Origin of the sequence: Azospirillum agricola, assembly GCF_017876095.1 — a bacterium.
Classification (GTDB): domain Bacteria; phylum Pseudomonadota; class Alphaproteobacteria; order Azospirillales; family Azospirillaceae; genus Azospirillum; species Azospirillum agricola.
Genome location: NZ_JAGINM010000007.1, coordinates 169,010 through 194,061 on the forward strand (window position 1 = coordinate 169,010; position 25,052 = coordinate 194,061).

The 25,052-nt window shown below is 70.6% G+C and carries 23 protein-coding genes; 9 read left to right on the forward strand and 14 right to left on the reverse strand.

Features of this window, described 5'->3' with window-relative positions:
* Positions 1-2: 2 nt before the first annotated feature.
* Positions 3-548 (forward strand): carboxymuconolactone decarboxylase family protein, encoded by a 546-nt coding sequence (locus tag J2847_RS12415; RefSeq protein WP_209779271.1) that lies wholly within the window; start codon positions 3-5, stop codon positions 546-548.
* Between the two features lie 33 nt (positions 549-581).
* Here the strand turns inward: J2847_RS12415 and J2847_RS12420 are convergent, their stop codons facing one another.
* From J2847_RS12420 to J2847_RS12450, 7 genes are all read right to left on the reverse strand, one after another.
* Positions 582-1,565: an ABC transporter ATP-binding protein gene (locus tag J2847_RS12420; protein WP_325169396.1), complete on the reverse strand. Its 984-nt coding sequence runs from the start codon at positions 1,563-1,565 to the stop codon at positions 582-584.
* 8 nt (positions 1,566-1,573) lie between these two features.
* A complete protein-coding gene (locus J2847_RS12425; RefSeq protein WP_209779273.1) occupies positions 1,574-2,563 on the reverse strand; it encodes an ABC transporter ATP-binding protein in 990 nt (329 codons plus the stop codon).
* Positions 2,560-3,483, reverse strand: a complete 924-nt coding sequence (locus tag J2847_RS12430; protein WP_209779274.1) for an ABC transporter permease — start codon at positions 3,481-3,483, stop codon at positions 2,560-2,562. The genes J2847_RS12425 and J2847_RS12430 overlap by 4 nt, the downstream gene beginning before the upstream one ends.
* Complete coding sequence (locus tag J2847_RS12435; protein WP_209779275.1) at positions 3,480-4,481, reverse strand: ABC transporter permease; 1,002 nt, start codon at positions 4,479-4,481, stop codon at positions 3,480-3,482. The genes J2847_RS12430 and J2847_RS12435 overlap by 4 nt, the downstream gene beginning before the upstream one ends.
* A gap of 11 nt (positions 4,482-4,492) precedes the next feature.
* Complete coding sequence (locus tag J2847_RS12440) at positions 4,493-6,103, reverse strand: ABC transporter substrate-binding protein (RefSeq protein WP_209779276.1); 1,611 nt, start codon at positions 6,101-6,103, stop codon at positions 4,493-4,495.
* Positions 6,104-6,339: 236 nt separating this feature from the next.
* Entirely contained in the window at positions 6,340-8,874 is a 2,535-nt protein-coding gene (locus J2847_RS12445; RefSeq protein WP_209779277.1) for an AMP-binding protein, read from the reverse strand.
* Between the two features lie 10 nt (positions 8,875-8,884).
* The gene (locus J2847_RS12450; protein WP_209779278.1) at positions 8,885-10,348 is read right to left on the reverse strand and encodes an Orn/Lys/Arg family decarboxylase; all 1,464 of its coding nucleotides are present in this window, start codon (positions 10,346-10,348) and stop codon (positions 8,885-8,887) included.
* Between the two features lie 617 nt (positions 10,349-10,965).
* Between J2847_RS12450 and J2847_RS12455 the strand changes: the two genes are divergently transcribed.
* Positions 10,966-11,844: a LysR family transcriptional regulator gene (locus tag J2847_RS12455; RefSeq protein WP_209779279.1), complete on the forward strand. Its 879-nt coding sequence runs from the start codon at positions 10,966-10,968 to the stop codon at positions 11,842-11,844.
* A gap of 35 nt (positions 11,845-11,879) precedes the next feature.
* Here the strand turns inward: J2847_RS12455 and J2847_RS12460 are convergent, their stop codons facing one another.
* Complete coding sequence (locus J2847_RS12460) at positions 11,880-12,497, reverse strand: cysteine hydrolase family protein (protein ID WP_209779280.1); 618 nt, start codon at positions 12,495-12,497, stop codon at positions 11,880-11,882.
* An 80-nt stretch (positions 12,498-12,577) separates the two neighbouring features.
* Here J2847_RS12460 and J2847_RS12465 point away from each other — a divergent pair, with 80 nt between their 5' ends.
* The 5 genes from J2847_RS12465 to J2847_RS12485 all read left to right on the forward strand — a co-directional run bounded on the left by J2847_RS12465 (position 12,578) and on the right by J2847_RS12485 (position 17,644).
* A complete protein-coding gene (locus tag J2847_RS12465) occupies positions 12,578-13,432 on the forward strand; it encodes a LysR family transcriptional regulator (protein ID WP_209779281.1) in 855 nt (284 codons plus the stop codon).
* A gap of 157 nt (positions 13,433-13,589) precedes the next feature.
* A complete protein-coding gene (locus tag J2847_RS12470) occupies positions 13,590-15,020 on the forward strand; it encodes an amidase (protein ID WP_209779282.1) in 1,431 nt (476 codons plus the stop codon).
* Between the two features lie 52 nt (positions 15,021-15,072).
* On the forward strand, positions 15,073-16,071 hold the full coding sequence (locus J2847_RS12475) for an ABC transporter substrate-binding protein (protein WP_209779283.1): 999 nt from the start codon (positions 15,073-15,075) through the stop codon (positions 16,069-16,071).
* Positions 16,068-16,841 carry an ABC transporter ATP-binding protein gene (locus tag J2847_RS12480; RefSeq protein WP_209779284.1) on the forward strand — a complete coding sequence of 258 codons (774 nt, stop codon included), beginning with the start codon at positions 16,068-16,070 and terminating at the stop codon, positions 16,839-16,841. Before J2847_RS12475 ends, J2847_RS12480 begins: the two co-directional genes overlap by 4 nt.
* A gap of 14 nt (positions 16,842-16,855) precedes the next feature.
* A complete protein-coding gene (locus J2847_RS12485) occupies positions 16,856-17,644 on the forward strand; it encodes an ABC transporter permease (RefSeq protein WP_209779285.1) in 789 nt (262 codons plus the stop codon).
* Here the strand turns inward: J2847_RS12485 and J2847_RS12490 are convergent.
* The 3 genes from J2847_RS12490 to J2847_RS12500 form a co-directional block, all read right to left on the reverse strand.
* Positions 17,641-17,937, reverse strand: coding sequence for a helix-turn-helix domain-containing protein (locus J2847_RS12490; RefSeq protein ID WP_209779286.1), 297 nt, complete (start codon positions 17,935-17,937; stop codon positions 17,641-17,643). The genes J2847_RS12485 and J2847_RS12490 overlap by 4 nt on opposite strands.
* A 502-nt stretch (positions 17,938-18,439) precedes the next feature.
* Complete coding sequence (locus tag J2847_RS12495; RefSeq protein WP_209779287.1) at positions 18,440-19,564, reverse strand: acyl-CoA dehydrogenase family protein; 1,125 nt, start codon at positions 19,562-19,564, stop codon at positions 18,440-18,442.
* 13 nt (positions 19,565-19,577) lie between these two features.
* Entirely contained in the window at positions 19,578-20,147 is a 570-nt protein-coding gene (locus tag J2847_RS12500) for an OsmC family protein (protein ID WP_209779288.1), read from the reverse strand.
* Between the two features lie 98 nt (positions 20,148-20,245).
* Between J2847_RS12500 and J2847_RS12505 the strand changes: the two genes are divergently transcribed.
* Entirely contained in the window at positions 20,246-20,875 is a 630-nt protein-coding gene (locus J2847_RS12505; RefSeq protein ID WP_209779289.1) for a TetR/AcrR family transcriptional regulator, read from the forward strand.
* Here the strand turns inward: J2847_RS12505 and J2847_RS12510 are convergent.
* The 3 genes from J2847_RS12510 to J2847_RS12520 are packed head-to-tail and all read right to left on the reverse strand — an operon-like array spanning position 20,863 to position 23,731.
* Entirely contained in the window at positions 20,863-21,621 is a 759-nt protein-coding gene (locus J2847_RS12510) for an ABC transporter permease (RefSeq protein ID WP_209779290.1), read from the reverse strand. The genes J2847_RS12505 and J2847_RS12510 overlap by 13 nt on opposite strands.
* A gap of 26 nt (positions 21,622-21,647) precedes the next feature.
* Positions 21,648-22,931: an ABC transporter substrate-binding protein gene (locus tag J2847_RS12515; protein WP_209779291.1), complete on the reverse strand. Its 1,284-nt coding sequence runs from the start codon at positions 22,929-22,931 to the stop codon at positions 21,648-21,650.
* Positions 22,932-22,948: 17 nt separating this feature from the next.
* Positions 22,949-23,731, reverse strand: a complete 783-nt coding sequence (locus tag J2847_RS12520) for an ABC transporter ATP-binding protein (RefSeq protein WP_209779292.1) — start codon at positions 23,729-23,731, stop codon at positions 22,949-22,951.
* A 372-nt stretch (positions 23,732-24,103) separates the two neighbouring features.
* On the opposite strand from J2847_RS12520, the gene J2847_RS12525 reads away from it, so the two are divergent.
* On the forward strand, positions 24,104-25,048 hold the full coding sequence (locus tag J2847_RS12525; protein WP_211114709.1) for a sulfurtransferase: 945 nt from the start codon (positions 24,104-24,106) through the stop codon (positions 25,046-25,048).
* Positions 25,049-25,052 lie beyond the last annotated feature (4 nt).

Consider the following 25,052-nt stretch of genomic DNA (forward strand, 5'->3'; position numbering starts at 1 on the left):
CCATGGCCCGTGTCCGCAACATCGAGGTCGAGGACGTCGGCGGCGAGGCCCGCGCCGTTTACGAGCGCATCCAGCGCGACTACGGCCCCTTCGGCAACATGCTGCGCGTCTTCGCCCACCGCCCGCCGGCGTTGCGCCACGTCTTCGGGCTGCTGCTGGAATCCGCGTCCGACGCGGTGATCTCCAAACGGCATCTGGAGATCGTCTTGCTGACCGCGTCGAAGGCGGCGTCCTGCGCCTATTGCGTCGCCCATCACGCCCCGCGCCTCGCCGAGCACCTGCCCGCCGACACCGTGGAGCGCATCCTGGAACCCGACGTGCCGGGACTCGACCCGATCGACCGGCTGGTCCGCGACTACGCGTTGCAGGTCCCCCGCGATCCGGCGCGGGTGAGCGACGCCCTGTTCGCCCAGCTGCGCGAACATTTCAGCGAGGAGCAGGTGGTCGAGCTGACGCTGCGCACCGCGCTCTGCGCCTTCTTCAACCGCTTCAACGAGGCGCTGGGCATCGAGATCGAGGAGGACGCCCTGGCCCTGCCGCTGGTCTGAGCCGGGCGGGGGAACGCGGAGCGGTTCGGGCGATCAGCCATCGGCGAGCAGGCAGGCCACCCGGTGCCCCGCCCCGACCGGGCGCAGCGCCGGCTCGCGGATCATGCATTCCGGCCTTGCGACGGGGCAGCGCGGGTGGAAGCGGCAGCCCGACGGCCGGTCGGACAGCGCCGGCGCCTCGCCCCGGATCGCCGCCGGGATCGCCGCCGGGGCGGAGGCCGACGGCGACGGGTGGCGCGCGTCGGCGAGCAGCGCCCGCGTGTAGGGATGGCGTGGCGCGTCGAACAGGGCGTCGACCGGCGCTTCCTCGACCACGCGGCCGAGATACATCACCGCCACCCGGTCGCAGATGTGCCCGACCACCGACAAATCATGGCTGATGAACAGGATCGCCAGCTCGCCCTGGTCGCGCAGGTCGAGGAACAGGTTGAGGATCCCGGCGCGGACCGAGACGTCGAGCGCGGTGACCGGCTCGTCGCAGACCAGCACGTCCGGGCGGACGGCCAGCGCGCGGGCGATGCCGATGCGCTGGCGCTGGCCGCCGCTGAAGCGGTGCGGGTGGCCGTGCCGCAGCGACGGGTCGAGCCCGACCCGCAGAAGCTGGGCGGCGACATGGTCGGCCAGGGCGTCGCGCGGCACCAGCCGGTGGACGCGCACCGCCTCCCCGACGATCTCCTCGACGGTGAAGCGGGGGTTGAGGCTGGCGTGGGGGTTCTGGAAGACCATCTGCACCCGCAGCCGCGCCGCCCGAGCCTCGGCCGCCGTCAGGGCGCCGAGGTCGCGGCCGCCGAGCCGCAGGGTTCCGGCGCTGGGGGCGAGCACCCCGGCCATGATCCGCGCCACGGTGGACTTGCCGCAGCCGGATTCGCCGACCAGCCCGACGACCTCGCCGCGCCGCACCGCGAGGTCGACGCCGTCCACCGCCCGCAGCGCGCCGCCGCGCCGGCCGGGAAGGGCGAAGACGCGCGAGACCGCGCGCAGCTCGGCCAAGGCCCCCTCGGTCACGGCCGCGCTCACGGCCGCGTTCATGCCGCCACCGCCCGGCCGGGGGTGACGCAGCGCACGGCACCGCCGGACACGCCGCCGGACAGGCGGTCGCGCCAGGGCGGATCGGCGGCGCAGGCCGGCCCGGCGACACCGCAGCGCGGCCGGAAGGCGCAGCCGGACGGGCGGCCGGCGAGCGTCGGGGGCAGGCCGGGGATGGGCGTCAGCCGGCTGCCGCGCCGTCCGCGCGGCAGGCTGGCGATCAGCCCGGCGGTGTAGGGATGGGTGGGCTGGCGCAGCAGCGACGCCGCCGGTCCCCGCTCCACGATCCGGCCGGCGTACATCACCGCGATATCGTCGGCGAGCTGTTCGGCCACCGACAGGTCGTGGGTGATCCACAGCAGGGCGGTCCCCTGTTCGGTGACGAGCGCCCGGACCTCCCGCAGGATCTGCGCCTGTATGGTGGCGTCGAGCGCCGTGGTCGGCTCGTCGGCGACGATCAGGTCGGGCTGGTGCAGCAGGGCGATGGCGATCGCCACCCGCTGGCGCAGGCCGCCGGACAGCTGGTGCGGGTGGCAGGCCAGCCGCTCCTCCGGCCCCGGCACGCCGACCCGGCCGAGCACGTCGCGCGCCCGCCGCCGGGCCTCGGCGCGCCCGACCGGCGCGTGGGCCAGCACGGTTTCGACGATCTGGGCGCCGATGGTCAGCACCGGATTCAGGGTCATCATCGGATCCTGGAAGATCATGGCGATCCGGTTGCCGCGCAGCCGGCGCATCTCCGCCTCGGCCAGACCGACCAGCTCCCGCCCGGCGAAGCGCACCGACCCGCCGGCCACCCGCGCCGGCGGGTCGAGCAGCCCCATGAGCGAGAAGGCGGTGGCCGACTTGCCGGATCCCGATTCCCCGACCAGCGCCAGGACGCGGCCGTGGTTGAGCGAGAAGGACACGCCGTCGAGCATGTTGAGCGGTCCGTTCCGGGTCGCCAGCTCGGCGCGCAGGGACTGGACCTCCAGCAAGGGGGAGTCGCTCATCGTTCGAGCCTCGGGTTAAGGGAGTCGCGCAGGTGGTCGCCGGCCAGATTGATGGCGGCCATCACGGCGAGCAGGGCGACGCCTGGGTAGAGGCTGATCCAGGTCTCGCCCGACAGCACGTAGTTGCGGCCGTTGGCGATCAGCAGCCCGAGCGACGGCTCGGTCACCGACACGCCGAGCCCGAGGAAGCTCAAGGTCGCCTCCAGAGCGATGGCGCGGGCCACCTGGGTGGTGGCGATCACCACCAGCGAGGGCAGGCAGTTCGGCAGCACATGGCGCAGCAGGATGCGCGTTTCCGGCAGCACCAGGCAGCGGGCGGCCTCGACATACTCGCTCTTCAGCTCGACCAGGGCGGCGGAGCGGGCGGCGCGGGCGTAATAGGCCCACTCCACCAGGATCAGCGCCAGCAGCACGTTGCCGATCCCGCGCCCGAGGAAGGCGATCACCATCAGGGCGATCAGGATCGACGGGAAGGCCAGTTGCAGGTCGGCCAGCCGCATCAGCGCGCTGTCGGCCCGGCCGCCGGCCCGGGCGGCGGCCAGCCCGACGAGGGTCCCGGCCGATCCGGCGACCAGCGCCGACCCGATGCCGACCAGCAGGCTGAGCCGCAGGCCGTGGAGGATGGCGGACAGCATGTCGCGGCCCTGGTCGTCGGTGCCGAGCCAATAGATGCCGCCCGCGCCGCTCCGCGAACCCGGCGCCAGCCGGCCGTCCAGCAGGTCGAGCTGGGTGAGGTCGAAGGGGTTCTGCGGCGCGATCCACGGCGCCAGCAGCGCCGCGCCGGCCAGCAGGAGGAAGACGGCGAGGCTGCCCAGCGCCACGCCGGACGCGGCGAAGTCGCGCCAGACCGTTGCGAGGGAGGAGCGTGGCCCGTCTTGTGGCTCCCCCTGCTGCGGCGGGGCTTCGGCGGCGAGGCTCATCGGGCGCCCCCCGCTGTGGCGTTCGCCGGGGCGTCCGCCGGGCCGACGCGCGGGTCGAGCAGCCGGTAGAGCAGGTCGGCCAGCAGGTTGACGGCGACGAACAGCAGCACGACCGCGACCAGATAGGCGACGATCACCGGCCGGTCGAGCACCTGGATGCTCTCGATCATCAGCCGGCCCATGCCCGGCCAGGCGAAGATGCTCTCGGTGACCATCGAGAAGGCGATGGTCGAGCAGAACTCCAGCCCGATCACCGTCACGATCGGGATCATGATGGCGCGCAGGATGTGGACGCCGACCACCCGCGACGGCGCCAGCCCACGGGCGCGCGCGAAGCGGACATAGTCGAGATGCACCACCTCGCGCACGCCGGCGCGGGTCAGCCGCAGGATCAGCGCGACCTTGAACAGGGCGAGGTTGGCGGCGGGCAGGGCCAGATGCCGCAACCCGTCCAGCGTCAGGAACGACCACTCCACCCCCAGCACCGCCTGCGTGTCCCCCCGTCCCGAGCTGGGCAGCCAGCCGAGCCGGACCGAGAAGGCCACCACCAGCATCAGCCCGACCCAGAAGGTCGGCAGGCTCAGGCCCACCACGCTGCCGGCCATGATCAGCCGGGAGGGGAGCGTCTGCGGGCGCAGGCCGGCGAACAGCCCCAGGGAAATCCCGAAACCGGCGGCGAGCAGCAACGCCAGCACCGACAGCTCCAGGGTCGCCGGCAGCCGCTCGAAGACCAGCGACAGGGCGGGCCGGTTGTGGATGAAGCTGCGCCCGAGATCGCCCTGGACCGCCCGTTCGAGGAACAGCAGATACTGCCGCCACAAGGGGCGGTCCAGGCCGAAGACCGCCGCGATGCGCGCGCGCTCGGCCGCGTCGGCGTCGGGCGGCACCAGGATGTCCACCGGGTTGCCGGCGACGTGCAGCCCGGCGAAGACGAGAAGCGTCATCGCCAGCACCACCAGCCCGGCCTGGAACGAGCGCCGCAACACCCATGGAAGCATGACGGGGAATCCTAGACCGGCTCGGTGAAGACGGCGTTGGTGTGGCCGAAGGCGTTGCCGGGGATGAAGCGGACGTGGGTCTTGCGGCCCGCCCAGTTGAAGCGGGGGTAGAAGACCGGGATGATGCCGGCGTCCTCGTCCAGCGCCGCCAGCGCCTCGCGGATCAGGCCGACGCGGCGCTCGCCGTCGAAGGTGCGCAGCGCCTCCAGCAGCGGGGCGTCGAGCTTCGGGTTCGAATAATGCTGACGGTTGAACGGGCCGGCGCCGGTGTCGGGGTTCTTGGTCAGCGCCACCTGGCGCAACAGCTCGGCGCTGTTGGTGGTGGCGTAGGTGGTCATGAACAGGGCGAACTCGCGGTTGGTCGCGCGGGAGAAGAAGCTGGCGATGGGCAGCGTCTCGACCTTGGTGTCGACGCCGATGCGCGAGAAGCCCTGCGCCACCGCCTGCAACACCGCGACATCGCTGGTGAAGAAGCCGCTCGGCCCGTGGATGGTCAGGCCGAAGCCGTCGGGATAGCCCGCCTCGGCGAGAAGCTGCCTGGCCCGTGCCGGGTCGGCGGTGGGGGTGGGACGGCCGGGCAGCCGGTCGGGGGCCGGCGGCGGCGCGAACTGGTCGGCGGCGGTGCCCTGGCCGAGCAGCAGCTTCTCGACGATCCCCTTGCGGTCGATCGCCAGCGACAGGGCCTGGCGCACCCGGACGTCCTTCAGCGGGTTGCGGTCGAGCGGCTTGCCGGCGCGGTCGGTGACGAAGGGCGACTGGTCGCGGCTGGCGTCGGGGAACAGGTAGACGCTGGTGGCGCTGGCGACGCTGAAGATCGCGAGGCGCGGGTCGGCCGCGAGGTGGGCGACGTCCTGCACCGGCACGCCGTCGATCAGGTCGAGATCCCCCGACAGCAGCCCGGCGACGCGGGCGCCGGCGTCGGGGATGAAGCGGGTGCGCACCCGGTTCCAGCCGGTCGGCGTGCCCCAGAAATCCGGGTTGCGCTCAAGCTCGATCTGCTGGCCGACGGTGAAGCCGGCGTAGCGGAAGGCACCGGTGCCGACCGCCAGCTTGCCGGATGTAAAGTCCGTCGTCGCCGCACCCGTGTGGATCTTGCGCGACAGGATGTAGAGGTTGGTGAAGTCGCGGTCGAGATAGGGGTTGGGTGTCTTGGTGCGGATGCGGAAGGTGGTGGCGTCGATCGGCTCCACCGCCGCGATGTTGCGGACGTAGGGCACGAAGGAGCCCGGACTGTTGGGGACGTCCGGCACCCGCTCCACCGTGAAGGCGATGTCGTCGGGGGTGAGCGGCGTGCCGTCGTGAAAGCGGATGCCGGGCCGCAGCTTGAACTCCCAGGTCAGCTCGTCCACCGCCCGCCAGGACTGCGCCAGCAGCGGCCGGACCCGGCCCTCGGCGTCCTCGGTCACCAGCGGATCGAAGATCTGCCGCAGGGTCTGGTTGTTGGTGGGCGACTGGTAGAAATGCGGGTCGAGCGAGTTCGGCGCCGAGATCGCCCCGATGGAAAGCGAGCGGGGGCTTGAGGCCGTGCCTTGCAAGGCCGTGCCGGGCACGGTCGTGGTCTGGGCGAAGGCGGCGGCCGGCACGAGTCCGGCCATCGCACCCAGGAAGGTGCGGCGATCCATGATGGTCTCCCGAGGGAATGATGGGTGGGCCGGCGGGGTGTGCCGGGCGAGCCGCGCGGCCGTCAGGCCGGCGCGCCGGGGTTGGCTGGACAGGAAGCGAAGGAACGGAGGATAAGCATTCCAGAAATTTCCCGTCAAATCGATGAACGAAATCATACTTATGAAATAGGAAATGAGCGACCGCACAAATCCGAACGACGGCTGTTCAGGGCTGAACAGCCGCCGATCCGGCGGGCTTACGGGGTTTCCGTCACCGTCCGGGCGAAGCCGACCGGCTTGGCCGGGGCCGGCCACTGGACGCGGAAGAGGCCGCGGCTGTTCAGGTTGTTGACGATCAGGGCGCCGATGGTCAGGCCGGCTCCCGCCAGCTCGGCCTGTCCGAACTCCCGGCCCTGGGCGAGGCCGATGGCGAAGGCGGTGATCGGCACGAGGTTGATGAACAGCACCCCGTTGATCGGGCCGAGCAGCTTGATGCCGATGTTCCAGCTGAACACGGCGAGCACGGCGGCGATCAGCACGAGATAGGCGATCTCGCCGCGCACCGACCACACCGTATCCGGCGTCGGCACCGTGATGAAGCCGCTCACCGTGGCGAGCGCCGTCACCGCGACGATGGTGACGGTGCCGAGCGCCGCGCTGAGCGCGGTGTAGCGCAGCGTCGACCAGCCGGGAACCGAGGCCGCCCCCAGGGTGTAGACCACCCAGCTCGCCGCCCCGGCAAGGATCAGCAGGTCGGGCAGCAGGGCGCCGCCGCCGAGCGCCGACAGGCTGCCCCGCGTGACCACCAGCGCCACCCCGGCGAGCGCCGCCGCGATGCACAGGAAGGTGACGCGGCCGGGCTTCACGCCCTTGATCGCCCAGGTCAGCAGGACGGTGATCAGCGGCATCAGCGCCATGATGATGGCGCCGTGCTCGGCCTTGGAATTGGCCAGCCCGACGAAGGCCAGGATGCTGAAGCCGGCGAAGCCCATGGAGCCGTAGAAGAACAGCTTGCCGCCGTGGCCCTCCAGGGCGAAGGCGCGCAGCCCCTCGACCTTGGCGAGGATGCCCAGCAGGATGACCGAGGCCAGCCCGTAGCGCAGCAGCGTCAGGTGGAAGCCGTCGATGCTGGCCAGCGCCGCCTTGGCGACCGGGAACATGCCGCCCCAGGAGACGGCGGTCAGCGCCAGCAGGGCGATGCCGAGCAGCACGCCATCCGCCTTCCCGCCGGCCTTCCCGCCGGCTTTCGCCGGTTTGGGCGGGGCCGCCGCCGTCTTGGCCGCCCGCGCGCCCGCCTGGCCGATGGCGCTCTCCAGCTCCGCCGCCCGGACCTTGCCGGAGGGGCTGTAGGGGATCTGGTCCAGCAGCTCGAAGCGGGCCAGCGCGACGCGCTCGCGCCGGACGATGTCGGCGACGCGCGCCTCGATCTCCCCGGCCGGGACCGGGGCGGAGGCCTTCAGCACCACGGCGCAATGGACGGCCACCGGGCCGGGGCCGGCGCTGCGGACCAGCGCCACGTCGTCGACGCCGCGGATCTGGCGGATCGCGTTCTCCAGCGCGTAGAGGTTGACGCTGTCGGCGCCCTGCGAGCGGTTCAGCAGGAACAGCCGCCCGTCCTCGTCGAGATAGCCGGCCTCCGAGGTGACGAGGTAGCGCTCGCCGTCGATCTGCACCTTGTTGGCGGCGGCGCCGAGATAGCCGTCCATGTTCATGTAGCTGGCGATCGCCACCGACCCGACGATGCCGGCCGGCACCGGACGGCGTTCGGGGTCGAGGATCAGGATGCGGTTGCCGTCATAGACCCGGCCGACGCTGGCCGGGTGGGTCAGCAGATCCGCCGGCTCGGCGATGGTGTTCACGCCCGTCTCGGTGGTGCCGTAATACTCGTAGACGACGGGGCCGAGGACCTGGAGCGCCTCCTGCTTGGCCGGCGCGGGGAAATGCTTGCCGCCGACCAGCACGAAGCGGAGCTGGTTGGGGGTGACGCGCGCGCGGTTCTGGGCGACGTGGCGCAGCACGCCGGACAGGATCGGCGGGGTCATCGTGCTCGACGTGATCCATTCGCGGCGGATCAGCTCGGCCGCCTCGACGGCGTCGTCGGGCGGGGCCAGCACCAGCGTGGCGCCCAGTTGCAGGAACAGCCGCGCCCAGCCGCCGCCCGCCGCGTGGTAGAAGGGGATGGTGGCGAGGTGCCGGTCGGCCGAGGAGAAGCCGTAGCGCGCGGTGAAGTAGGCGAAGCGCCGGGCGTCGAACGACCCGTTGCGGATCACCGGCTTGGGCCGCCCGGAGGTGCCCGAGGTGAAGGAGATCGCGCGGAACGGCCGGGCCGGCGGGTTGGGCGGGCGCCGGCCGGCCGACAGCCCCTGGAAGGCGGCGTAGCCGGTGGCGCCGGGAAGCTGGTTGTCGAGGTCGATGACCGGCCGCCCACCCGCCAGGGCGCGGGCGTTCAGGCCGCGGTCGGCCAGGAAGGCCGACGACACGATCAGGCAATCCGCCTCGATGCGGTCGAGCAGATCGGCCAGCGCCTCCTGCGTCAGCGAGTAATCCAGCCCGCACAGCGTGCTCTTCAGGGTGGCGGCGGCCGAGGCGGCGACCACCAGTTCCGCCCGGTTGTGCGAGAGGAAGGCGATCGTCCGCAGCTCGTCGATGGCGACGGCGCCGGCCAGCCCCTCGGCGGCGTCGCGCACGGCGGTGGCGTACTGGTTCCAGCTCAGCACCGTGCGGCCGGCGATGACGGCGGCGTGGTCGGGCCGCGAGGCGGCGATTTCCTCGATTCGGGCAAGGGGAATCATGGCTCGTCCCTTATCGTGCGCGGTTTTCGATGGTGTAGATGCGGGCCCCGGCCGACTGCACGGCCTCGATCCGGCGCAGCGTGTCGCTTCCGATCTCCTCGCCGGGGACGATGATCGGCACGCCCGGCGGGTAGGGGATGATGAAGGAGGTCGAGATGCGCCGCTCCGCCGGCGGCGGGCGCAGGCCTTGCTGGATCGTCCGCAGGGCGTCGAGCAGGGCCAGCACGTCCTCCTCCAGCACGCCGATGTGGATGTTCAGCAGCAGCGAGGTCGGCGTGCAGCGGTTCACGTAGAGGGCGTGCTGGCTGTAGAGGCGCTCGCGCAGTTCCGGGGCGCCGATCGACAGGCCCGACACCCGCAGCGACAGCTTGGTCGGGTCGATGGCGACGTGCCCGGCCAGCGCGGCGGGAAGGGCGGCGTCGTTGACCGAGAAGGCCCCGAGGTCCGGATCGGCGGCGACGGTGTCGGCGATCAGGCGGGACAGGCGCAGGGAACGTTCGACCAGCGCGTCGCCCTCCAGCTCCATCTGGGCGCGCGCGAGGTCGAGCGAGGCGAGAATCTGGTAGTTGGGCGAGGTGGTGTGGTGGCGGTAGCGCGCCAGCCGCAGCTGCTCCCCCAGGGCCGGATCGCCGCTGTAATGGATGAGCGACGCTTGGCGCAGCGCGCTCAGCGACTTGTGGGCGGAGTGGGTGGCGACGACGTTGAAGCGTTCGAGCGCCGGGGCGGCGCTGCGCGCGTGCAGCGCCGTGCGGACCCGCGTGGTCTCGTGGAAGTAGCTCCAGGCGCCCCAGGCCTCGTCGATGAAGATGTTGGTCAGGGACGGGCTGGCCTCGGCGAGCGCGGCCAGGATCGCCGGGATGTCGTAGACGACGCCGTCGTAGGACTGGCCGTTCAGGACCAGCAGGTCGTAGGGCGTGCCGGCCCGCTCGGCCGCGGCCGCGCGGTCGAGGATGTCGGACAGCGCCAGGGCCGCGCGTTCGGAATGCTCGCAGAACACGCGCGGCTCGATGTAGTCGACCGCCGCGTGCTTGTCCGACAGGGCGAAATGGATCGACTGGTGGGTGCCCTTGTCGGCCAGCACGCGGGCGTCGGGCTTGGTGACCAGGGCCTCCAGCGCGATCTGGTTCGACGCGGTCGTCCCCACCGTGACGAACAGCGTGCCGGTGGCGCCGAACGCGCGGGCGGCCAGCTCCTCGGCCCGGGCGAGCGAGCGGTGCGGGAAGAAGAAGGTGTCGAGCGGCGGTGCGGTGATCGTCGTCTCGCTGTACAGCCCGCTGCCGAACAGCGCGTCGAACGAGGAGGCGAGCGGCGAGGTCCGGATCGACGCGCGGCGGCCGACCGGCAGGGCGTGGAACGACGCGCGGGTGCTGGCGCTCGCCGCCAGAAGGGCGTCCGCAAGCGGCGTCTCGACCGCAGGCCGGGCGGCGGGTTGGGCGGTGAATTGGAGGGGGGATTGGTCGGTCGGTTCGGACATGGGGTGAAGCTCGCTCTTGGTTGGTCCGCATCGGATGCGGCCAGTTTCAACGAATTTTTGGTGTTTTTCTTTTTTTATTCATATTTTATTTATAGGAATAACGGGCTTTGGCTTGCCGATTGTCCAATAGAAAATTCTGAAGCCAAACCTCGGTCAAATTGATGAGTCAGAGAAACAATGAAAATTTAATGCAGTTTTTGAAAGAACCCCTCTGGAGTCTCGGCTTGGAATGAAAATTCTAAGAATTCATTTGTGTGTTGTTTGTAAAATTTACGTGCACCGCGGATTGCACTTTACGGTGCAGAGCAGACGGCTGGAAGTGGCTGTGCCCGCCTCTCGGCGCTTCCGAGGTCAGTCAATAGGGCGAAATAAGAATGTAAAATATAGGCATCAATCATATATTTTTGTGTCATATCTTGCTAAATAATATTTTTGGTCGGTAGATTGCCGCGCTCCGGTGGGAGGGGCGGGTGACTCACCCGGTCCGGGGCCCGGAAAAAGGCGATGAGTGACGGTCACACAGCTTGGGATTGCCGATTTCCGCTGCGGCGCCGGTCGGAACCGCTTGGCCACGCGGTTCGGCTCCGTGCCCATGCAAGGCGTTCACGGAGGCGTTCATGGAACTCCATCATTTGAAGACGTTCACCATCGTGGCCCGCGAGGGCAGCCTGACGCGCGCCGCGCAGCTGCTCCTGCTGAGCCAGCCCGCCGTCAGCGGCCACATCAAAGTCCTGGAGGATGAGCTCGGCACCGCGCTGTTCGAGCGCACGACCAAGGGCATGCAGCTGACACGGGAGGGAAACCTGCTGCTGGAGGATGCCGAGCGCACCCTGGCGGCGGCCAAGGCCCTGGTCAACCACGCCCGGAGCTTGCGGGGCGACGTGGCGGGGCCGGTGGCTCTCGGCATCGCCGGCGACCCGGTGGCGCTGCGCCTGGGCCTGCTGCTGTCGCGTCTGCGCGGCGCACACCCCGGATTGACGGTCCAGGTGTCGCACCATGTCTCCGCCGAGGTGGTCGAGCGGGTGCTCGACGGGCGTCTGGAGGCGGGGTTCGTCCTCGAGGAGCGGCCGGACACCGCGCTCCGCCATGTCCGCATCGCCGCGGTGCGGCTGCGCATCGTCGGTCCGGTCGCATGGCGCGGGGGCATCGAGGGTGCGGGCTGGAGCGACCTCGCCGCGCTGCCGTGGATCGGCACGCCACCGCGATGCAGCTTCCATCGGATCGCCGCCCGTGCCTTCGCGCGGCACGGCGCGGTTCCCCGCACCGTCGTCGAGGTCGACCAGGAGAGCGCGCTGAAGGCGCTGGTGATGGACGGGCTGGGGCTCGCCCTGCTGCGCGAGGACCAGGCGTTGGCGGCCGAGGCGGCGGGCGAGGTCGCCCTGTGGCCGGGGGAGGGCCTGGAAAGCCACCTCCATTTCATCCTTCCCTCCAGGAAGGAGCAGGAGCCGGCGATCCAGGCGATGCGCGACGCGGTGCAGGCCGTGTGGGGGCAATGAGCGTGGGCGCAATGAGCGTGGAAGCGAGCGGGACGTCAGGCCCAGGCGCCGCTGTCCCTCACCACCACCGCGAAGCGGTCGGCGAGCGCGGCCAGCGTCGCCCGGTGCAGCGCCTCGGCGGGGACGGTGCCGCCGCCATCGCTGGCACCGCCCTGGGGACCCGGCAGGTCGCGCGTCGCGCTGGCGGCGTCGACCACCGTCGTGCGCCAGCCGAGATCGAGCGCGGCGCGCACCGTGCTGCTGACGCACATGTGGGTCTGGAAGCCGGCGACGATCAGCTCGGTCCGGCCGGTGGCGCGGATCCGCGCGTCGAGGTCGGTGCCGGCGAAGGCGTTGGGCAGGCCCTTCACGACGACCGTCTCGCCGTCATGCGGGATCAGCGCCGGGACGATGGCGGAGAACGGTCCCTCCGGGTTGAACAGCGCGCCGCCCGGCTTGCCGTGGTGGACGACGTGGAACACCGGCACGCCGGCCTTGCGGGCCAGGGCCAGCAGCCGTCCGGCCTCGGCGACGGCGGCCTCGACGCCGGACAGCGGCAGGGCGCCCTCGGTGTATTCGCGCTGGGCGTCGATCAGCACAAGGGCGGCCTTGTCGAGCGGGCTGGGCGTCTGCGGGGCGCCGGCCAGGGCCAGCAGGGTCTTCGGTTCGGACATCGGACACTCCGGAGGAGAGGGAAAGTGATGAGTCAGTCTGCCGCGTTCGGGTCCGTCCGGCCATCCGTCAGGTTTGCGCGATGACCGTTCAAAAACAGACAGCCTCGCTCAATTGGGACGATGTGCGGATCTTTTTGGAGTTGGCGCGCACCGGCAGCCTGTCGGCGGCGGCGCGGGGCCTGCGGATCAGCCACGCCACGGTCGGCCGCCGCGTCGCCGCGCTGGAGGCCGACCTCGGCCGCATCCTGGTGGAGCGGCGGGCCGACGGCTACGCCCTGACGGCCGACGGCGAGGCGGTCTTCGGGCTGGCCGACGGCATGGACGAGCGCGCGCTCGCCATCCTGCGCCGTGGCGGTCGGGAGGAGGGGCTGACCGGCACCGTGCGGCTGACGGCGACCCAGGCCCTGACCGACCGCTTCCTGGTGCCCCGGCTGGGGCCGTTCCACGCCCGTCATCCCGGCATCGACCTGGAGGTGACGGTGGACAACCGCGCGCTCAGCCTGGCGCGGCGCGAGGCCGATCTGGCGATCCGCATGGCGCGGCCCGAGCATGGCGACCTGATCACGCGCCGCCTGTCCACGGTCGCCTACGGCCTGTTCGCCATCCCCGGCGCCCCGGACGCGCTGATCGGCTACGACGAGGGGCTGGCCGACCTGCCCGAGGCGGCGTGGCTGGCCCGCCACGGCGGCGGCCGGCGCGTCTCCTTCCGCTCCAACAGCGTGCAGGCGCAGCTGGCGGCGGCCAGGGCCGGTTTCGGCGCGGCGCTGCTGCCGCTCTGGCTGGCGGCGGGGGAAGGGGATCTGGAGCGCGTGGCGATGGCGGGGCCGCCGCTGACGCGGGAACTCTGGCTGGTCCTGCATCGCGACATGAAGGAGGTGCCGCGCGTCCGCGCGGTGATCGACCACCTCGTCGCGCTGTTCGAAGCGGGACTGTAGGGCTTCGGTCGGGAGGCGGCTGTGCAGATTTGAACTTCCATAGTTCATAAATAGGGAATCAAAAAAATCCCACATGAGGGATAGACGGCAGGGTGGGGCTCCCGCCGTCGCGGTTGCTCCGTCCACCGATGCCGACGCGCAGGAGACACCGCCGATCATGTCGCTTTTCCCCGAATACGAACGCTACGACGCCATCGGGCTGGCCGAGCTGGTGCGCGACCGGGCGATCAGCCCGCTGGAACTGATCGAGGAGGCGATCCGGCGCATCGAGCTGATCAACCCGGCGATCAACGCGGTCGTCCACACCCTCTACGACGAGGCCCGGCGGGTGGCGGCGTCGCCGGACCTGTCCGGCCCGCTGGCCGGGGTGCCGTTCCTGCTGAAGGATCTGAACATCCTCTACAAGGGCCAGCGGACCAGCAACGGCGGCCGGCTGTGGCTGGACAACGTCGCCGACCATGATTCCACCATCACCGCGCGCTACCGGGCGGCCGGGCTGGTCGTGCTTGGCTACACCAACACCGCCGAGCTGGGGCTGGCCTGCGAGACGGCGCCCTCGGCCTTCGGGCCGACGCGCAACCCGTGGAATCTGTCGCTCAGCGCCGGCGGATCGAGCGGCGGCGCGGCGGCGGCGGTCGCCGCCGGGCTGGTTCCCGCCGTGCACGGCACCGACGGCGGCGGCTCCATCCGCATCCCGTCGTCGAACTGCGGCGTGTTCGGGGTGAAGCCGACCCGTGCCCGCAACCCCTTCGGCCCCGACAACGGCGAGGGGTGGAACGGCCTGTCGGTCCATCACGCGATCACCCGCTCGGTGCGCGACAGCGCGGCGCTGCTCGACGCCACCCACGGCGCGGAACCGGGCGATCCCTACGCCGCCCCGGCCTTTTCCGGGCGCTTCCTCGACGCGGTGACGCGGGAGCCGCCGCGCCTGCGCATCGCCTTCCAGACCACCGACCATGGCGGCGGCGCCATCCACCCCGATTGCGCCGAGGCGGTGCGCGCGGCGGCCGCGCTGCTCGCCGATCTCGGCCACGAGGTGGAGGAGGCGCGTCCCGCCATCGACGCCGAGGCCATGAAGCGCGCGACCCGCATCATCGTGGCGTCCAACATCGCCAACGTGCTGCGCCTGCGCGGCGAGCAGCTTGGCCGCCCCGTGATCGCCGAGGACGTCGAGCCGATCACCTGGCTGTGGGCGCAGGAGGCGCGGGACTACACGGGCGAGGATCTCGCGCGCTCGGTGTGGACGATCCACCGGCTGGCGCGGGCGCTGGGCGGCTTCTTCCAGCGTTACGACGTGCTGCTGACCAGCACCTTCGCCGCGCCGCCGCTGCCGCTCGACACGGTGGACACCCGCGGCACGGATCTCGATGCCTATTACGAGGGGCTGCGGCGCTACAGCGCCTTCACCTCGCTGTACAACTGCACGGGCGTGCCCGCCGCGTCGGTGCCGCTGCACTGGAACGCCGACAACCTGCCGATCGGCGTGCAGATCGCCACCCGGCTGGGCGAGGACGCGCTGCTCTACAGCCTCGCCGGACAGTTGGAGCGGGCGCGCCCCTGGCACGACAGGCGCCCGGACATCCGGTGACGAGCATCCGGTGAACCATCCCCCATACTTTTCAGGAAGGGAACCGCGCTCCATGACCGCGCCCCCATCGACTCGCCGCCCGCCTGTTCTCCGACGCCTGCGGGCGCTGGCCGGCGCCCTGCTGACCGCTTCCGGCCTGCTCGCGGCGGGCCCTCCCGCTGTCGCTGCCGAGGACATCGCCATCGGCGAGGGCATCCACATCAGCTGGGGGCCGCTGATCGTCGCCGACCAGCAGAAGCTGTGGCAACGGGAGGGACTGACCCCCACCGTCATCCCCTTCGCCAGCGGCCGGCTGGTGCTCGACGCGGTGGCGGGCGGGCGGGTGCTGATCGGCACCGCGTCGGAAACCCCGGTGGCGCTCGCCGCGCTGGCCGGTCTGCCGATCCGCATCATCGCGACCGTCAACGGCATGGAGCCGTTCGAGCTCGCGGCGGTCAAGGAGGTGGGGAGCATCCGCGACCTCAAGGGCCGCCGGATCGCCTTCGCCCAGGGCACCAACGCCCAGTACTACCTGCACAAGCTGCTCGACGCCGCCGGGCTGACGCTGGCCGACATCGCCCCGATCAGCATGAACCCGCCGGAGATGGTGACCAGCCTCGCCAACGGCTCCATCGATGGTTTCGTGTGGGGCGAACCGCATCTGTCGCAGGCGCTGAAACTCGGGCCGGACCGCTTCCACGTCATCCGCACGCCGGGCCTCTACAAATCCTTCGCCAGCATCATCGCGCTGCAATCCACCATCGACCAGAAGCCGGAGCTGCTGGCCAAGGCGCTGAGGGCGCTGACCGCCGCCTCGCAGTCCATCGCCCGTGATCCGGAAGCCGCCATCGCCCTGATCTCGGAGCGGATCAAGCTCGACCCCGAGGTGGCGCGGCGGATTTGGCCGACGCTGGATTTCCGGGTGACGCTGGAGCGCGACGATCTGATCCGCGAGCTGGACCGACAGGGGCGCTGGGCCGTCGCCAGCGGCCTGGCGCGGCCCGACGCCGCCGTGCCGGACTTCGCGGCCGTCGTGGTCCCCGGCCCGCTGCGGGCGGCTCGGGCGCCGTGACCACGCCGCCCGAGCCCCTCATCGTCTGCGACCGGGTCGGGCATCGCTACCGCTCCGCGCTGGGGCGGGAGACGGCGGCGCTGTCCGGCGTCTCCCTGACCATCGGCGCGGACGAATTCGTCTGCCTGCTGGGGCCGAGCGGTTGCGGCAAGACCACGCTGCTGAACCTGATCGCCGGCTTCCTCGCCCCGTCCGAGGGCGAGATCCGCGTCGGCGGCGTCGTCGTCGGCGGGCCGAGCCCCGAGCGCGGCGTGGTGTTCCAGGATTATTCGCTGTTTCCGTGGCTGACCGCGCGGGGCAACGTCGCGTTCGGGCCACGCATGGCCGGCCGGCCGGCGCGCGAGCGGCGGCGGTTGGCCGAGGAGTGTCTGGCGCTGGTCGGGCTGGAGGGCGCGGGCGACCGCTACCCCTTCGAGCTGTCCGGCGGAATGAAGCAGCGCGTCGCCATCGCCCACGCCCTGGCGACCGAGCCGGCGCTGCTGCTGATGGACGAGCCGTTCGCGGCGCTCGACGCGATGACGCGGGGCGCGCTCCAGGCCCAGATCCTGGCGATCCGCGCGCGCGAGGCCAGGACGATCCTGTTCGTGACCCACAACATCGCGGAAGCCATCGCGCTCGGCACCCGCATCCTGGTGATGTCGCCCAACCCCGGACGGATCGCCGAGGACATCCCGGTCGATCTGCCCTACCCACGCCGGCGCACCGCGCCGGCCTTCAACGCACTCTACGAACGCCTGACCCAGGCCATCGGCCTGAGCGTCGCGGATTAGACCGGACACGCCCCATGCCGCGCTTTCTCCGTCCTTTCGACCACCCGCTCGCGCTCGGCCTTCTGGGTGTCCTGGCGTTCTTCGGCGGCTGGGAAGGCGGCAGCCGGGCCGGGCTTGTCAACCCGCACATCATTCCGGCTCCGAGCACCGTCTTCGCCTCGGCCTGGGCGATGCTGGCCGACGGCGAACTGCCGGGCCATCTCGCGGCCAGCCTGTGGCGGGCGGCGGCCGGGTTCACGGCGGGGGCGGCGCTGGGAATCCTGCTGGGGGTCGCGATGGCGCGGCTGCCCCGCCTGCACGGGGTGCTGAACCCGCTGGTCCAGATGTTCCGGGCGATCCCGTCCCTGGCCTTCGTGCCGCTGGCGATCTTCTGGTTCGGCATCGGCGAGGCGTCGAAGATCTTCCTGATCGCCTGGGGCGTGTTCTTTCCGGTCTGGGTCAACAGCTTCATCGGGGTGCGCGACGTCAACCCGCTGTTCGCGCGCGCGGCCGCCAGCCTGGGGGCCGGCGGATGGCGCCTGCTGCTGCATGTGGTGCTGCCGGCGGCTCTGCCCTTCATCGTCGCCGGACTACGGGTCAGCCTGTCGGTCGCCCTGGTCATCCTGGTGGCGGCGGAACTGGCCGGCGCCATGCGTGGCGTGGGCTATCTGATCCAGCTCTCGCAGCTGGTGTTCCGGGTGGACCAGATGTTCGTCGGCCTGCTGGCCTTGGGTGTCATGGGCTTCACGGCCGATGCCCTGTTCGACCTGGGCGTCCGCCGCCTGATGCCTTGGTACGGGGCGGAGCGGAAGACCGGCCGCTAGACCTCCGGCCCCGCTCCGTCACGCGGATCGGACGTCGTCGCCGCCGTTCTCGGTCCGCCGTGATCCATACGCGAGGAGGGTGGGCGTGAACCGGCCGGGATCGCGAAAAAATCGGCCAGCCCGATCGGGAAGCTGTCGAGAATCTTTTCCAGGGACGCGATGGACGGGCTCGTCTTGTCCTTTTCGATCAGAGAGATCAACGCGTTGCTGATGCCCGAGCGCCTTGCCAGGGCGCGCTGCGACAGTCCATGCGTTTCCCGCAGGCTCTGCAATCTCTTCCCAAGATCGGACATGGCTTTATCCCCTTCGGGGAGTTTCAGCGGTCGCTTTCGCCGTGGGGCAACGGCGTGCCGGACATCGGCGTCGAACAGGATGGCGGGTCGTGCCGCTCCAGCTGGTAGCGGGCCCATTCCACAAACCCGTGCCGGCGATCCCAAGGTCAAACGTTGCGAGTGCCCTTGGCCGCGACGGGCGGACGTTCCCCGCAAGGAACCCGCTCTCACGCTCGTTTCCACAAGATCGGCCATACAAATCTGTTTGTAAAGTAGTTTTGCATTAATGAATAGTTGAATAATTAATATGAACTATATTTTTTTGTTCATTGTTTGATTCCGCTGTATTCGATCAAAGGATGACGCGCACGGCTGGCGCGCGCATCCTGGCGGACGGGCACCGCGCATGGGAGGGCTGGCCGTGCGGCCCTTCGTGCCGGACGGCGGCAAGACCGAGGACGTCGGCAAAGCGCTCGACCGCAAGAGCATCACGGCGCGCTCCGGCCCTCGCTTCGGTCATCGCTCAGGACGCCGCCACCGCCTTCCACAGCCGCATGCTGCCGCGCCCCTGGTCGATCTCGCTCAGCTCCTTGCGAAGATGCTTGATCGATGGCGTGACGATGGCGACGAAATACGCCTCGCGCAGGCGCCGCTGCGCCGTCGCGTTGCGCAGGTAGCCGCGGGCGCCCGCGTGCAGCATGACGGCGTTGGCGGCACGCAGGCTCCATTCCGCCGCCGCCAGCCGGGCCTCCAGAAGCGTGCGCATGTGGTCGGGGGTGTTGCGGTGGGGCGTCGCCGCCAGTGCGGCGATTGTGGCCTCCAGCCCGGCCAGCGCCTCCTCGAACAGCTCCGGGCGCTCGGGCAGATAGGCGTTGATGGCGGCTTGGCCGGCGTCGGACTCGCGCATCGCCGCGACCGCGCCCCGGATCAGGCCGAGCGCCATGCCCGCCTGCAACAGGATGAAGCCGGGGGTGATCGTGGCGAGGAAGGGCTCGGCCGGGTCGGCCAGGACATGCTCGTCGGCGACGAAGGCGCGCTTGACCATTACGGCGACGGTGCGGGTTCCCTCCAGCGCGCAGAAATGGCTGCGCTGGGCGATGCTCACCCCCTCCTGCCCGCAGCGCAGCAGCGCCATGACGTTGCCCGCGCGTCCCGGCACCGCGAAGACGGCTCCGAAGACATGCCCGTCGCCCAGGTTGGACACCCAGGGCAGGGCGCCCGTCACCACATAGCCGCCGGACACGCGCTCCCCGGTCAGCCGCACCGGCTCGATGCCGGCGTAGGCCTTCATCGGGTTGGACAACCCGGTGCCGCCCAGTTGCCGGCCGGACGCGACCTCGGGCAGCAGGGCGTCGCGCAGGCCGGTGTTGGCGCTGTTGGCCAGATACCAGCCGCAGGCGTCCTGGCACCAGACCGCGAAGGCGGTGGACAGGCAGCTCTCGCCGACCGCCGCCATGCCGGCGATGGCGTCCCACAAGCCGTCGCCGGGATCGCCGGTGACGTGCCGGGCGAACAGGCTGGCGTCGCCGAAGCGGCGCAGCGCCGCCTCGGGATACAGGCCGTCCTGGTCGATGGCGTCCACCAAGGGCGCCAGATCGCTGCGGATCAGGTCGCGGAGCGGCGACCAGTCCATCGGTGTCCGTCCCATGTCGGTCTCCTCCTCAACGGGCCAGGGCGACCGACAGCCCGACCGGCCGGATGAAGGTGTTGGCGACCGGCGACCACGCCGTCGCGTGGGCGACCAGCGCGTCCAGGCGTTCGCGCGGGGCGTCGGCCTCCAGCACGACCTTGGCGCGGACCTCGGTGAAGCCGACCGGCTTGGTCTCGGCCAGATCGCCGGTGCCCCAGACGGCGGTGATGTTGATGTCGCCTTCCAGCTCCAGTTCCAGCTTGGCGATGACGATGCCCTGGGCGATGGCGTTGGCGTGGATGCCGACCGCCAGACAGGAGCCCAACGCGGCCAGCGCGGCTTCGGACGGGTTGGGGGCGGTGTCGTCGCCCAGCAGCTGCGGCGGCTCGTCGACGATGTGGGGCGGCAGGTTGCGGATGAAGTTGGCGTGGCGGAAGCGGCCCTCGGCCACCGTGCGGCACTTCACCGTCTTCACCACGTCGGGGTTGGCCTTGCCGACGGCGGCCAGCGTCTCCAGCCCCGCCTTGTCGATGGGGGCGAGGCAGCCGGTGACGGCGGTGCGGGGGTGTTGGATGCCGGGCTTCTGGTCGGTCTGCGTCATCGGGTTTCTCCTTGTCTTTGCGGGAAAAATGGACATACAGGTCTTTCTAGGAGCGGGCGCGCGAGCGCCGCTCCGGGACCGGCGGGAGGGGGTGAGGAATGGCCGAACGGAAAAAGGCCGAACAGCCGGGCAGGGGCGCCAATGAGGGCGCCAATGAGGGCGTCAAGCCCGCCGAGCGCATCGTCGAGGCGGCGCGCCGGCTGTTCTGCCGCGACGGCATCCACGCCACCGGCATCGACCGCATCCTGGCCGAGGCCGGGACCGCCAAGATGACGCTCTACAACCAGTTCGGCTCGAAGGAAGGGCTGATCGAGACGGTGCTGCGGCGGGAAAGCGACGACTGGTGCGCGTGGTTCGCCGGTGCGCTCGGCGCCGCCGGCCCGACGCCGCGCGAGCGGCTCGACGGCGTGTTCCCCGCTCTGCGCGACTGGTTCGAGCGTGGCGACTACACCGGCTGCGCCATCATGAACGCGGTGGCCGAATACCCCAAGGGCGACCCCGCCATCCGCGCCATCGCGATGGAGCACAAGGGCAAGGTCGGCGCCCTCCTGAAGGGGATCATCGTCCAGACGGGCTGCCGGCGCCCCGACGCGCTGCTGGGCGAGATGGCGATCCTGATCGACGGGGCGATCATCGCGGCGTTGATCGCCGGCGACCCCGCGGCGGCCGATGCGGCGGGGCGCATCGCCCGACTGGTGATCGCGGACCATTGCGATCATCGCTCGTGATCCCAGCCGAAGCGGCGGATCGCCCCCAGGCACAGCCCGTCCAGCGCGAAGCCCAGCGTCCCGATGACCAGCACCATGGCCGCCAGCCGGTCGTATTCCAGCGTGTCGCGGGCGTCGTTGATGGCGTAGCCGAGGCCGCTCGTGACCCCCAGATACTCGGCCGGGACCAGCACGATCCAGGCGACGCCCAGCGCCAGCCGGATTCCGGTCAGCACGTCGCGCGCGATGGCCGGCAGGACGACGACGCGCAGCGTCTGCACCGGCCCGGCGCCGAGGTTGCGGGCGACCTTGAACCAGTCCGGGTCGATCTTGGCGAGGCCGTTGGCGGTGGCGAAGGTGACCGGCCAGACCGCCGCCGCCGCGATCAGGAAGACGATGGCGCCGTCCCAGCTGGCGAAGCTCAACACCGCGATCGGCATCCAGGCCAGCGGCGACACCATGCGCAGGAACTGGAACGGGATGTGGGTGGCGGCGCGCACCGCCTTGCTGCCGCCGACCAGCACGCCGAGCGGCACCCCCAGCGCGACGGCCACCGCCATGCCTTGCCCGACCCGCGCCAGGCTGGGGCCGGCGCTGCGCCACAGCTCGCCGCGCGCCACCAGATCGGCCAGCCGCCGCAAGGTCGGCCCCGGCGCGAAGCCGGCGAAGTTGGCGGTGTCCGGGTTGGCCGCGATGCGCCAGCCGGCCAGCCACCAGACCGCCAGCACGACGGCGCAGCCCAGCACCGGCCAGAGGACGCCGGCCAACGCTTGGCGCCTGCGCCTGGCTGCCGTCACAGCGCCACCAGCTCGGCGCGCTCGAACGGGTTGTCGGCGTTGACGCTGGGGTCCCTGCGCCAGTCCGGGAATTTCTCCAGCGCGGCGCGGACGAAGCGGTAATCCACCAGATCCTTGGCGACGAACTCCGGGTCGAGTGTGGCGAGGAAGCTCCGGTCGCCGGCCACCACGGTCTCGCCCAGCGCCTGGACGATCAGCTTGGTTGCGCTGGGATAGGGCCAGGGCTGGAAATCGATCCGCCCGTTGCCCCAGGCCGCCTTGTTCCGAATCGCCTTGGGCTGAGCGTAGGCGGCCTCGTCGTAGAAGGTCATGGCGCGCCCGACCACGTCGGCCGGCATCGGCAGATAGCCCTTGCCGTCGCGCGACAGCAGACGAGCGACCTCCGTCTTGTTCTGCGAGGCGTAGATCTCGGCGCGGACGATGGCGTTCAGCACGGCTTGCGTCCATTCCGGGCGCTGCGTGGTGTCGGCCTCGTGCATGCAGACGACGCAGCAGGGGTGGTTCTTCCAGATGTCGCCGGTGAAGCGCAGGATCCTGCCGCCCGCCTTCAGCTCGCCCACCGCGTTGAACGGCTCGGCGACGATGTAGGCGTGGATCTTCCTGGCGGCGAGCGCCGGGGGCATGTCGGGCGGCGCCAGGACCTGCAGGTTGCACTCGTCGGCGGCCAGCGGCTCGCCCTCGCCTCGGATGACCGCCTTCACCCCGGCGGCGCGCAGTGCCATTTGCAGCACGATGTTGTGCATCGAGTACCAATAGGGGACGGCGACCTGCTTGCCGGCCAGATCCTTGAAGCTCCCGACGCCGCTGTCCTTGCCGACGACCAGACCGGAGCCGTTGGTGTGGGCCCAGGCCATGATCTTGACCGGGACGCTGTTGTTGTAGCGCATCCACAGCGGGATCGGCTTCAGCAGGTGGACGAGGTTGAACTTGCCGGCGGCGAAGGATTCGACCAGCGGCGACCAGCCGCGCAGCAATTGCGGCTCCTCGACGTCCAGCCCCTCGTCCTTGTAGAAGCCCTTGGCGTGGGCGACCAGCAGGGCGGTGGCGTCGGTGATCGGCAGGTAGCCGATGCGCAGCTTCTCATCCGGCGCGGCGCGGGCCCTGCCCGCCGGCAGCCCGGCGAGCAGCGCCGCCAGCCCGCCGGCCGCCATCAGGTCCAGCGTGCGCCGTCGGGAGACGGGGGTTTGGGGGACGGGGGTTCGGGACAGAGGCCCCTCGGGCAAGCCCTCGGAGGGAAGAGGGTGGTGGTGCAGGCTCCAGTCGTCGCAGTTCTGGCACATCGGTCGTCGTCCTCGGGTCAGATTTGGTGAAAATCGCCGGGCTGCGGCGGTTCCGTGGTTTCGCCCAGCGCGGCCAGCAGGCGACCACGCTCGAACTGCACCGCCGGATCGTCGATGCCGCGCTCGTCCGGCAGATGGTGGAAGGCGAGGTCGGCGCGGATGCGGCCCGGCCGCGCGTCCATCACCAGGGCGCGGTCGGCCATCAGCACCGCCTCGTCGATGTCGTGGGTGACCAGCAGCAGGGTGATGCCGAGCCGCTTGGTGATCGCCCGCACCTCGACCTGGAGGGCGCGGCGCGTGAAGGCGTCGAGCGCCGAGAAGGGCTCGTCCAGCATCAGGATCTCAGGCTGGGCGGCCAGCGAGCGGGCCAGCGCCACCCGCTGCCGCTGCCCGCCGGACAGGCGCTGCACGTTGGTGCCGGCGCAATCGGCCATCTTGACCAGGGCGAGCAGCTCGCCGACCGCCGCCGCGGAATCGCGCAGGCGGCCGGCGAAGCGCGGGCCGAGGGCGGCGTTCTCGAAGGCGGTCATCCAGGGGTAGAGCAACGGCTGCTGGAACATCACCACCCAGCGGGCGGACGGCCCGCGCACCGGTTCGCCATGGATGTGGACCGCGCCGGCCGTCGGCCGCGCCAGCCCGGCCAGCAGATGCAGCAGCGTGGACTTGCCGCAACCGCTGCGCCCGACCACCGCCACCGCCTCGCCGGCCGCGACCTGGAAGCCGACATCCTGCAGCACAGGCTCGGCGTGGTGCCGGTAGCGGTGGCCGAGCCCATGGACGGAAAGCAGCGGCGCTGGCATGTCTATACAAACCTGTCTGTCTGTTTCTATTTAAGGCTACAGATTCAATAGGAATTGGTCAACGGGGCTGTTGAATGATCCCGTCAGAATCTTCCGGCGTTTCCGATCACACGCGAACTCTCTGTGGAAGCATCCATCGGCAGGCGGCTTTCGGGCGTTGGCCGATGCGTGCCGACGGACCATCCAACCCGCCGAAACCATGGTTTCCCAACAGGTCCGCAATCCTCCCGCAGGCACTCAAGTTGGCGCTTGCATAATTCCTATTAAAAAAATAGGCTATAATGGTATTTCACATTGCCAATGCGGCCTCTTGCCGTCCCGTGTCCGATTTCCCCTGCCGCACCGATGACGAACCGAGGAGTCCAACCGACCATGCGACCGACCATGACGCGCTCCCTCACCGCCGCCGCCTTTGGTGCTCTCGCCGTGACCCTGACCCTGGGGTCGGCCGTCGCCGCCGCGCCGGGCGGCCCGCTGGTCACCACCGACTGGCTCGACAGGAACCTGAACGACCCGAAGGTCCGGGTCATCGAGGTCAGCGTGAATCCGGGGGTCTACGAGCGCGGGCACATTCCGGGCGCCGTGAATTTCTCGTGGCACACCGATCTCAACGACACGGTGCGGCGCGACATCGTCGGCAAGGACCAGTTCCAGGCGCTGCTGTCGAAGGCCGGCGTCGACAAGGACAGCACGGTGATTCTCTACGGCGACACCAACAATTGGTTCGCCGCCTGGGGCGCCTGGGTGTTCGACATCTACGGCGTGCAGAACGTCAAGCTGCTGGACGGCGGCCGCAAGAAGTGGGAGGCCGAGAACCGCGCGCTCTCCAACAAGCCGGCCGAGGTGAAGCCGACCGGCTACACCGTCGCGTCGGTGAACGCGACCCTGCGCGCCCGGCTCGGCGACGTGGTCGCGGTGGCGGACGGCAAGAGCGACGCCAAGCTGGTCGACATCCGTTCGCCGGACGAGTTCCAGGGCAAGATCTTCGCTCCCCAGGGCATCCAGGAGCTGTCGATCCGCGCCGGCCATGTCCCGGGCGCGGTCAACGTGCCGTGGGGCAAGGCCGTCAACGAGGCCGACGGCACCTTCAAGCCGGTCGAGGAGCTGAAGGCGCTCTACGCCGCGGCCGGCATCGACGGCTCCAAGCCGATCATCACCTATTGCCGCATCGGCGAGCGGTCGAGCCACACTTGGTTCGCGCTTGCCAAGCTGCTCGGCTACACGGTGAAGAACTATGACGGGTCGTGGACCGAGTACGGCAACGCGGTCGGCGTGCCGGTGAGCAACCCGGCCGGCACGGTCTGGGCCGCCAAGTGACGGC

Excerpts from the sequence above, each read along its gene's own strand:
- J2847_RS12415 (WP_209779271.1), top strand. The coding sequence starts at position 3 with ATGGCCCGTGTCCGCAACATCGAGGTCGAGGACGTCGGCGGCGAGGCC.
- J2847_RS12425 (WP_209779273.1), bottom strand. The coding sequence starts at position 2,563 with ATGAGCGACTCCCCCTTGCTGGAGGTCCAGTCCCTGCGCGCCGAGCTG.
- J2847_RS12430 (WP_209779274.1), bottom strand. The coding sequence starts at position 3,483 with ATGAGCCTCGCCGCCGAAGCCCCGCCGCAGCAGGGGGAGCCACAAGAC.
- J2847_RS12435 (WP_209779275.1), bottom strand. The coding sequence starts at position 4,481 with ATGCTTCCATGGGTGTTGCGGCGCTCGTTCCAGGCCGGGCTGGTGGTG.
- J2847_RS12440 (WP_209779276.1), bottom strand. The coding sequence starts at position 6,103 with ATGGATCGCCGCACCTTCCTGGGTGCGATGGCCGGACTCGTGCCGGCC.
- J2847_RS12445 (WP_209779277.1), bottom strand. The coding sequence starts at position 8,874 with ATGATTCCCCTTGCCCGAATCGAGGAAATCGCCGCCTCGCGGCCCGAC.
- J2847_RS12450 (WP_209779278.1), bottom strand. The coding sequence starts at position 10,348 with ATGTCCGAACCGACCGACCAATCCCCCCTCCAATTCACCGCCCAACCC.
- J2847_RS12455 (WP_209779279.1), top strand. The coding sequence starts at position 10,966 with ATGGAACTCCATCATTTGAAGACGTTCACCATCGTGGCCCGCGAGGGC.
- J2847_RS12460 (WP_209779280.1), bottom strand. The coding sequence starts at position 12,497 with ATGTCCGAACCGAAGACCCTGCTGGCCCTGGCCGGCGCCCCGCAGACG.
- J2847_RS12465 (WP_209779281.1), top strand. The coding sequence starts at position 12,578 with ATGACCGTTCAAAAACAGACAGCCTCGCTCAATTGGGACGATGTGCGG.
- J2847_RS12470 (WP_209779282.1), top strand. The coding sequence starts at position 13,590 with ATGTCGCTTTTCCCCGAATACGAACGCTACGACGCCATCGGGCTGGCC.
- J2847_RS12475 (WP_209779283.1), top strand. The coding sequence starts at position 15,073 with ATGACCGCGCCCCCATCGACTCGCCGCCCGCCTGTTCTCCGACGCCTG.
- J2847_RS12485 (WP_209779285.1), top strand. The coding sequence starts at position 16,856 with ATGCCGCGCTTTCTCCGTCCTTTCGACCACCCGCTCGCGCTCGGCCTT.
- J2847_RS12490 (WP_209779286.1), bottom strand. The coding sequence starts at position 17,937 with ATGTCCGATCTTGGGAAGAGATTGCAGAGCCTGCGGGAAACGCATGGA.
- J2847_RS12495 (WP_209779287.1), bottom strand. The coding sequence starts at position 19,564 with ATGGGACGGACACCGATGGACTGGTCGCCGCTCCGCGACCTGATCCGC.
- J2847_RS12500 (WP_209779288.1), bottom strand. The coding sequence starts at position 20,147 with ATGACGCAGACCGACCAGAAGCCCGGCATCCAACACCCCCGCACCGCC.
- J2847_RS12505 (WP_209779289.1), top strand. The coding sequence starts at position 20,246 with ATGGCCGAACGGAAAAAGGCCGAACAGCCGGGCAGGGGCGCCAATGAG.
- J2847_RS12515 (WP_209779291.1), bottom strand. The coding sequence starts at position 22,931 with ATGTGCCAGAACTGCGACGACTGGAGCCTGCACCACCACCCTCTTCCC.
- J2847_RS12520 (WP_209779292.1), bottom strand. The coding sequence starts at position 23,731 with ATGCCAGCGCCGCTGCTTTCCGTCCATGGGCTCGGCCACCGCTACCGG.
- J2847_RS12525 (WP_211114709.1), top strand. The coding sequence starts at position 24,104 with ATGCGACCGACCATGACGCGCTCCCTCACCGCCGCCGCCTTTGGTGCT.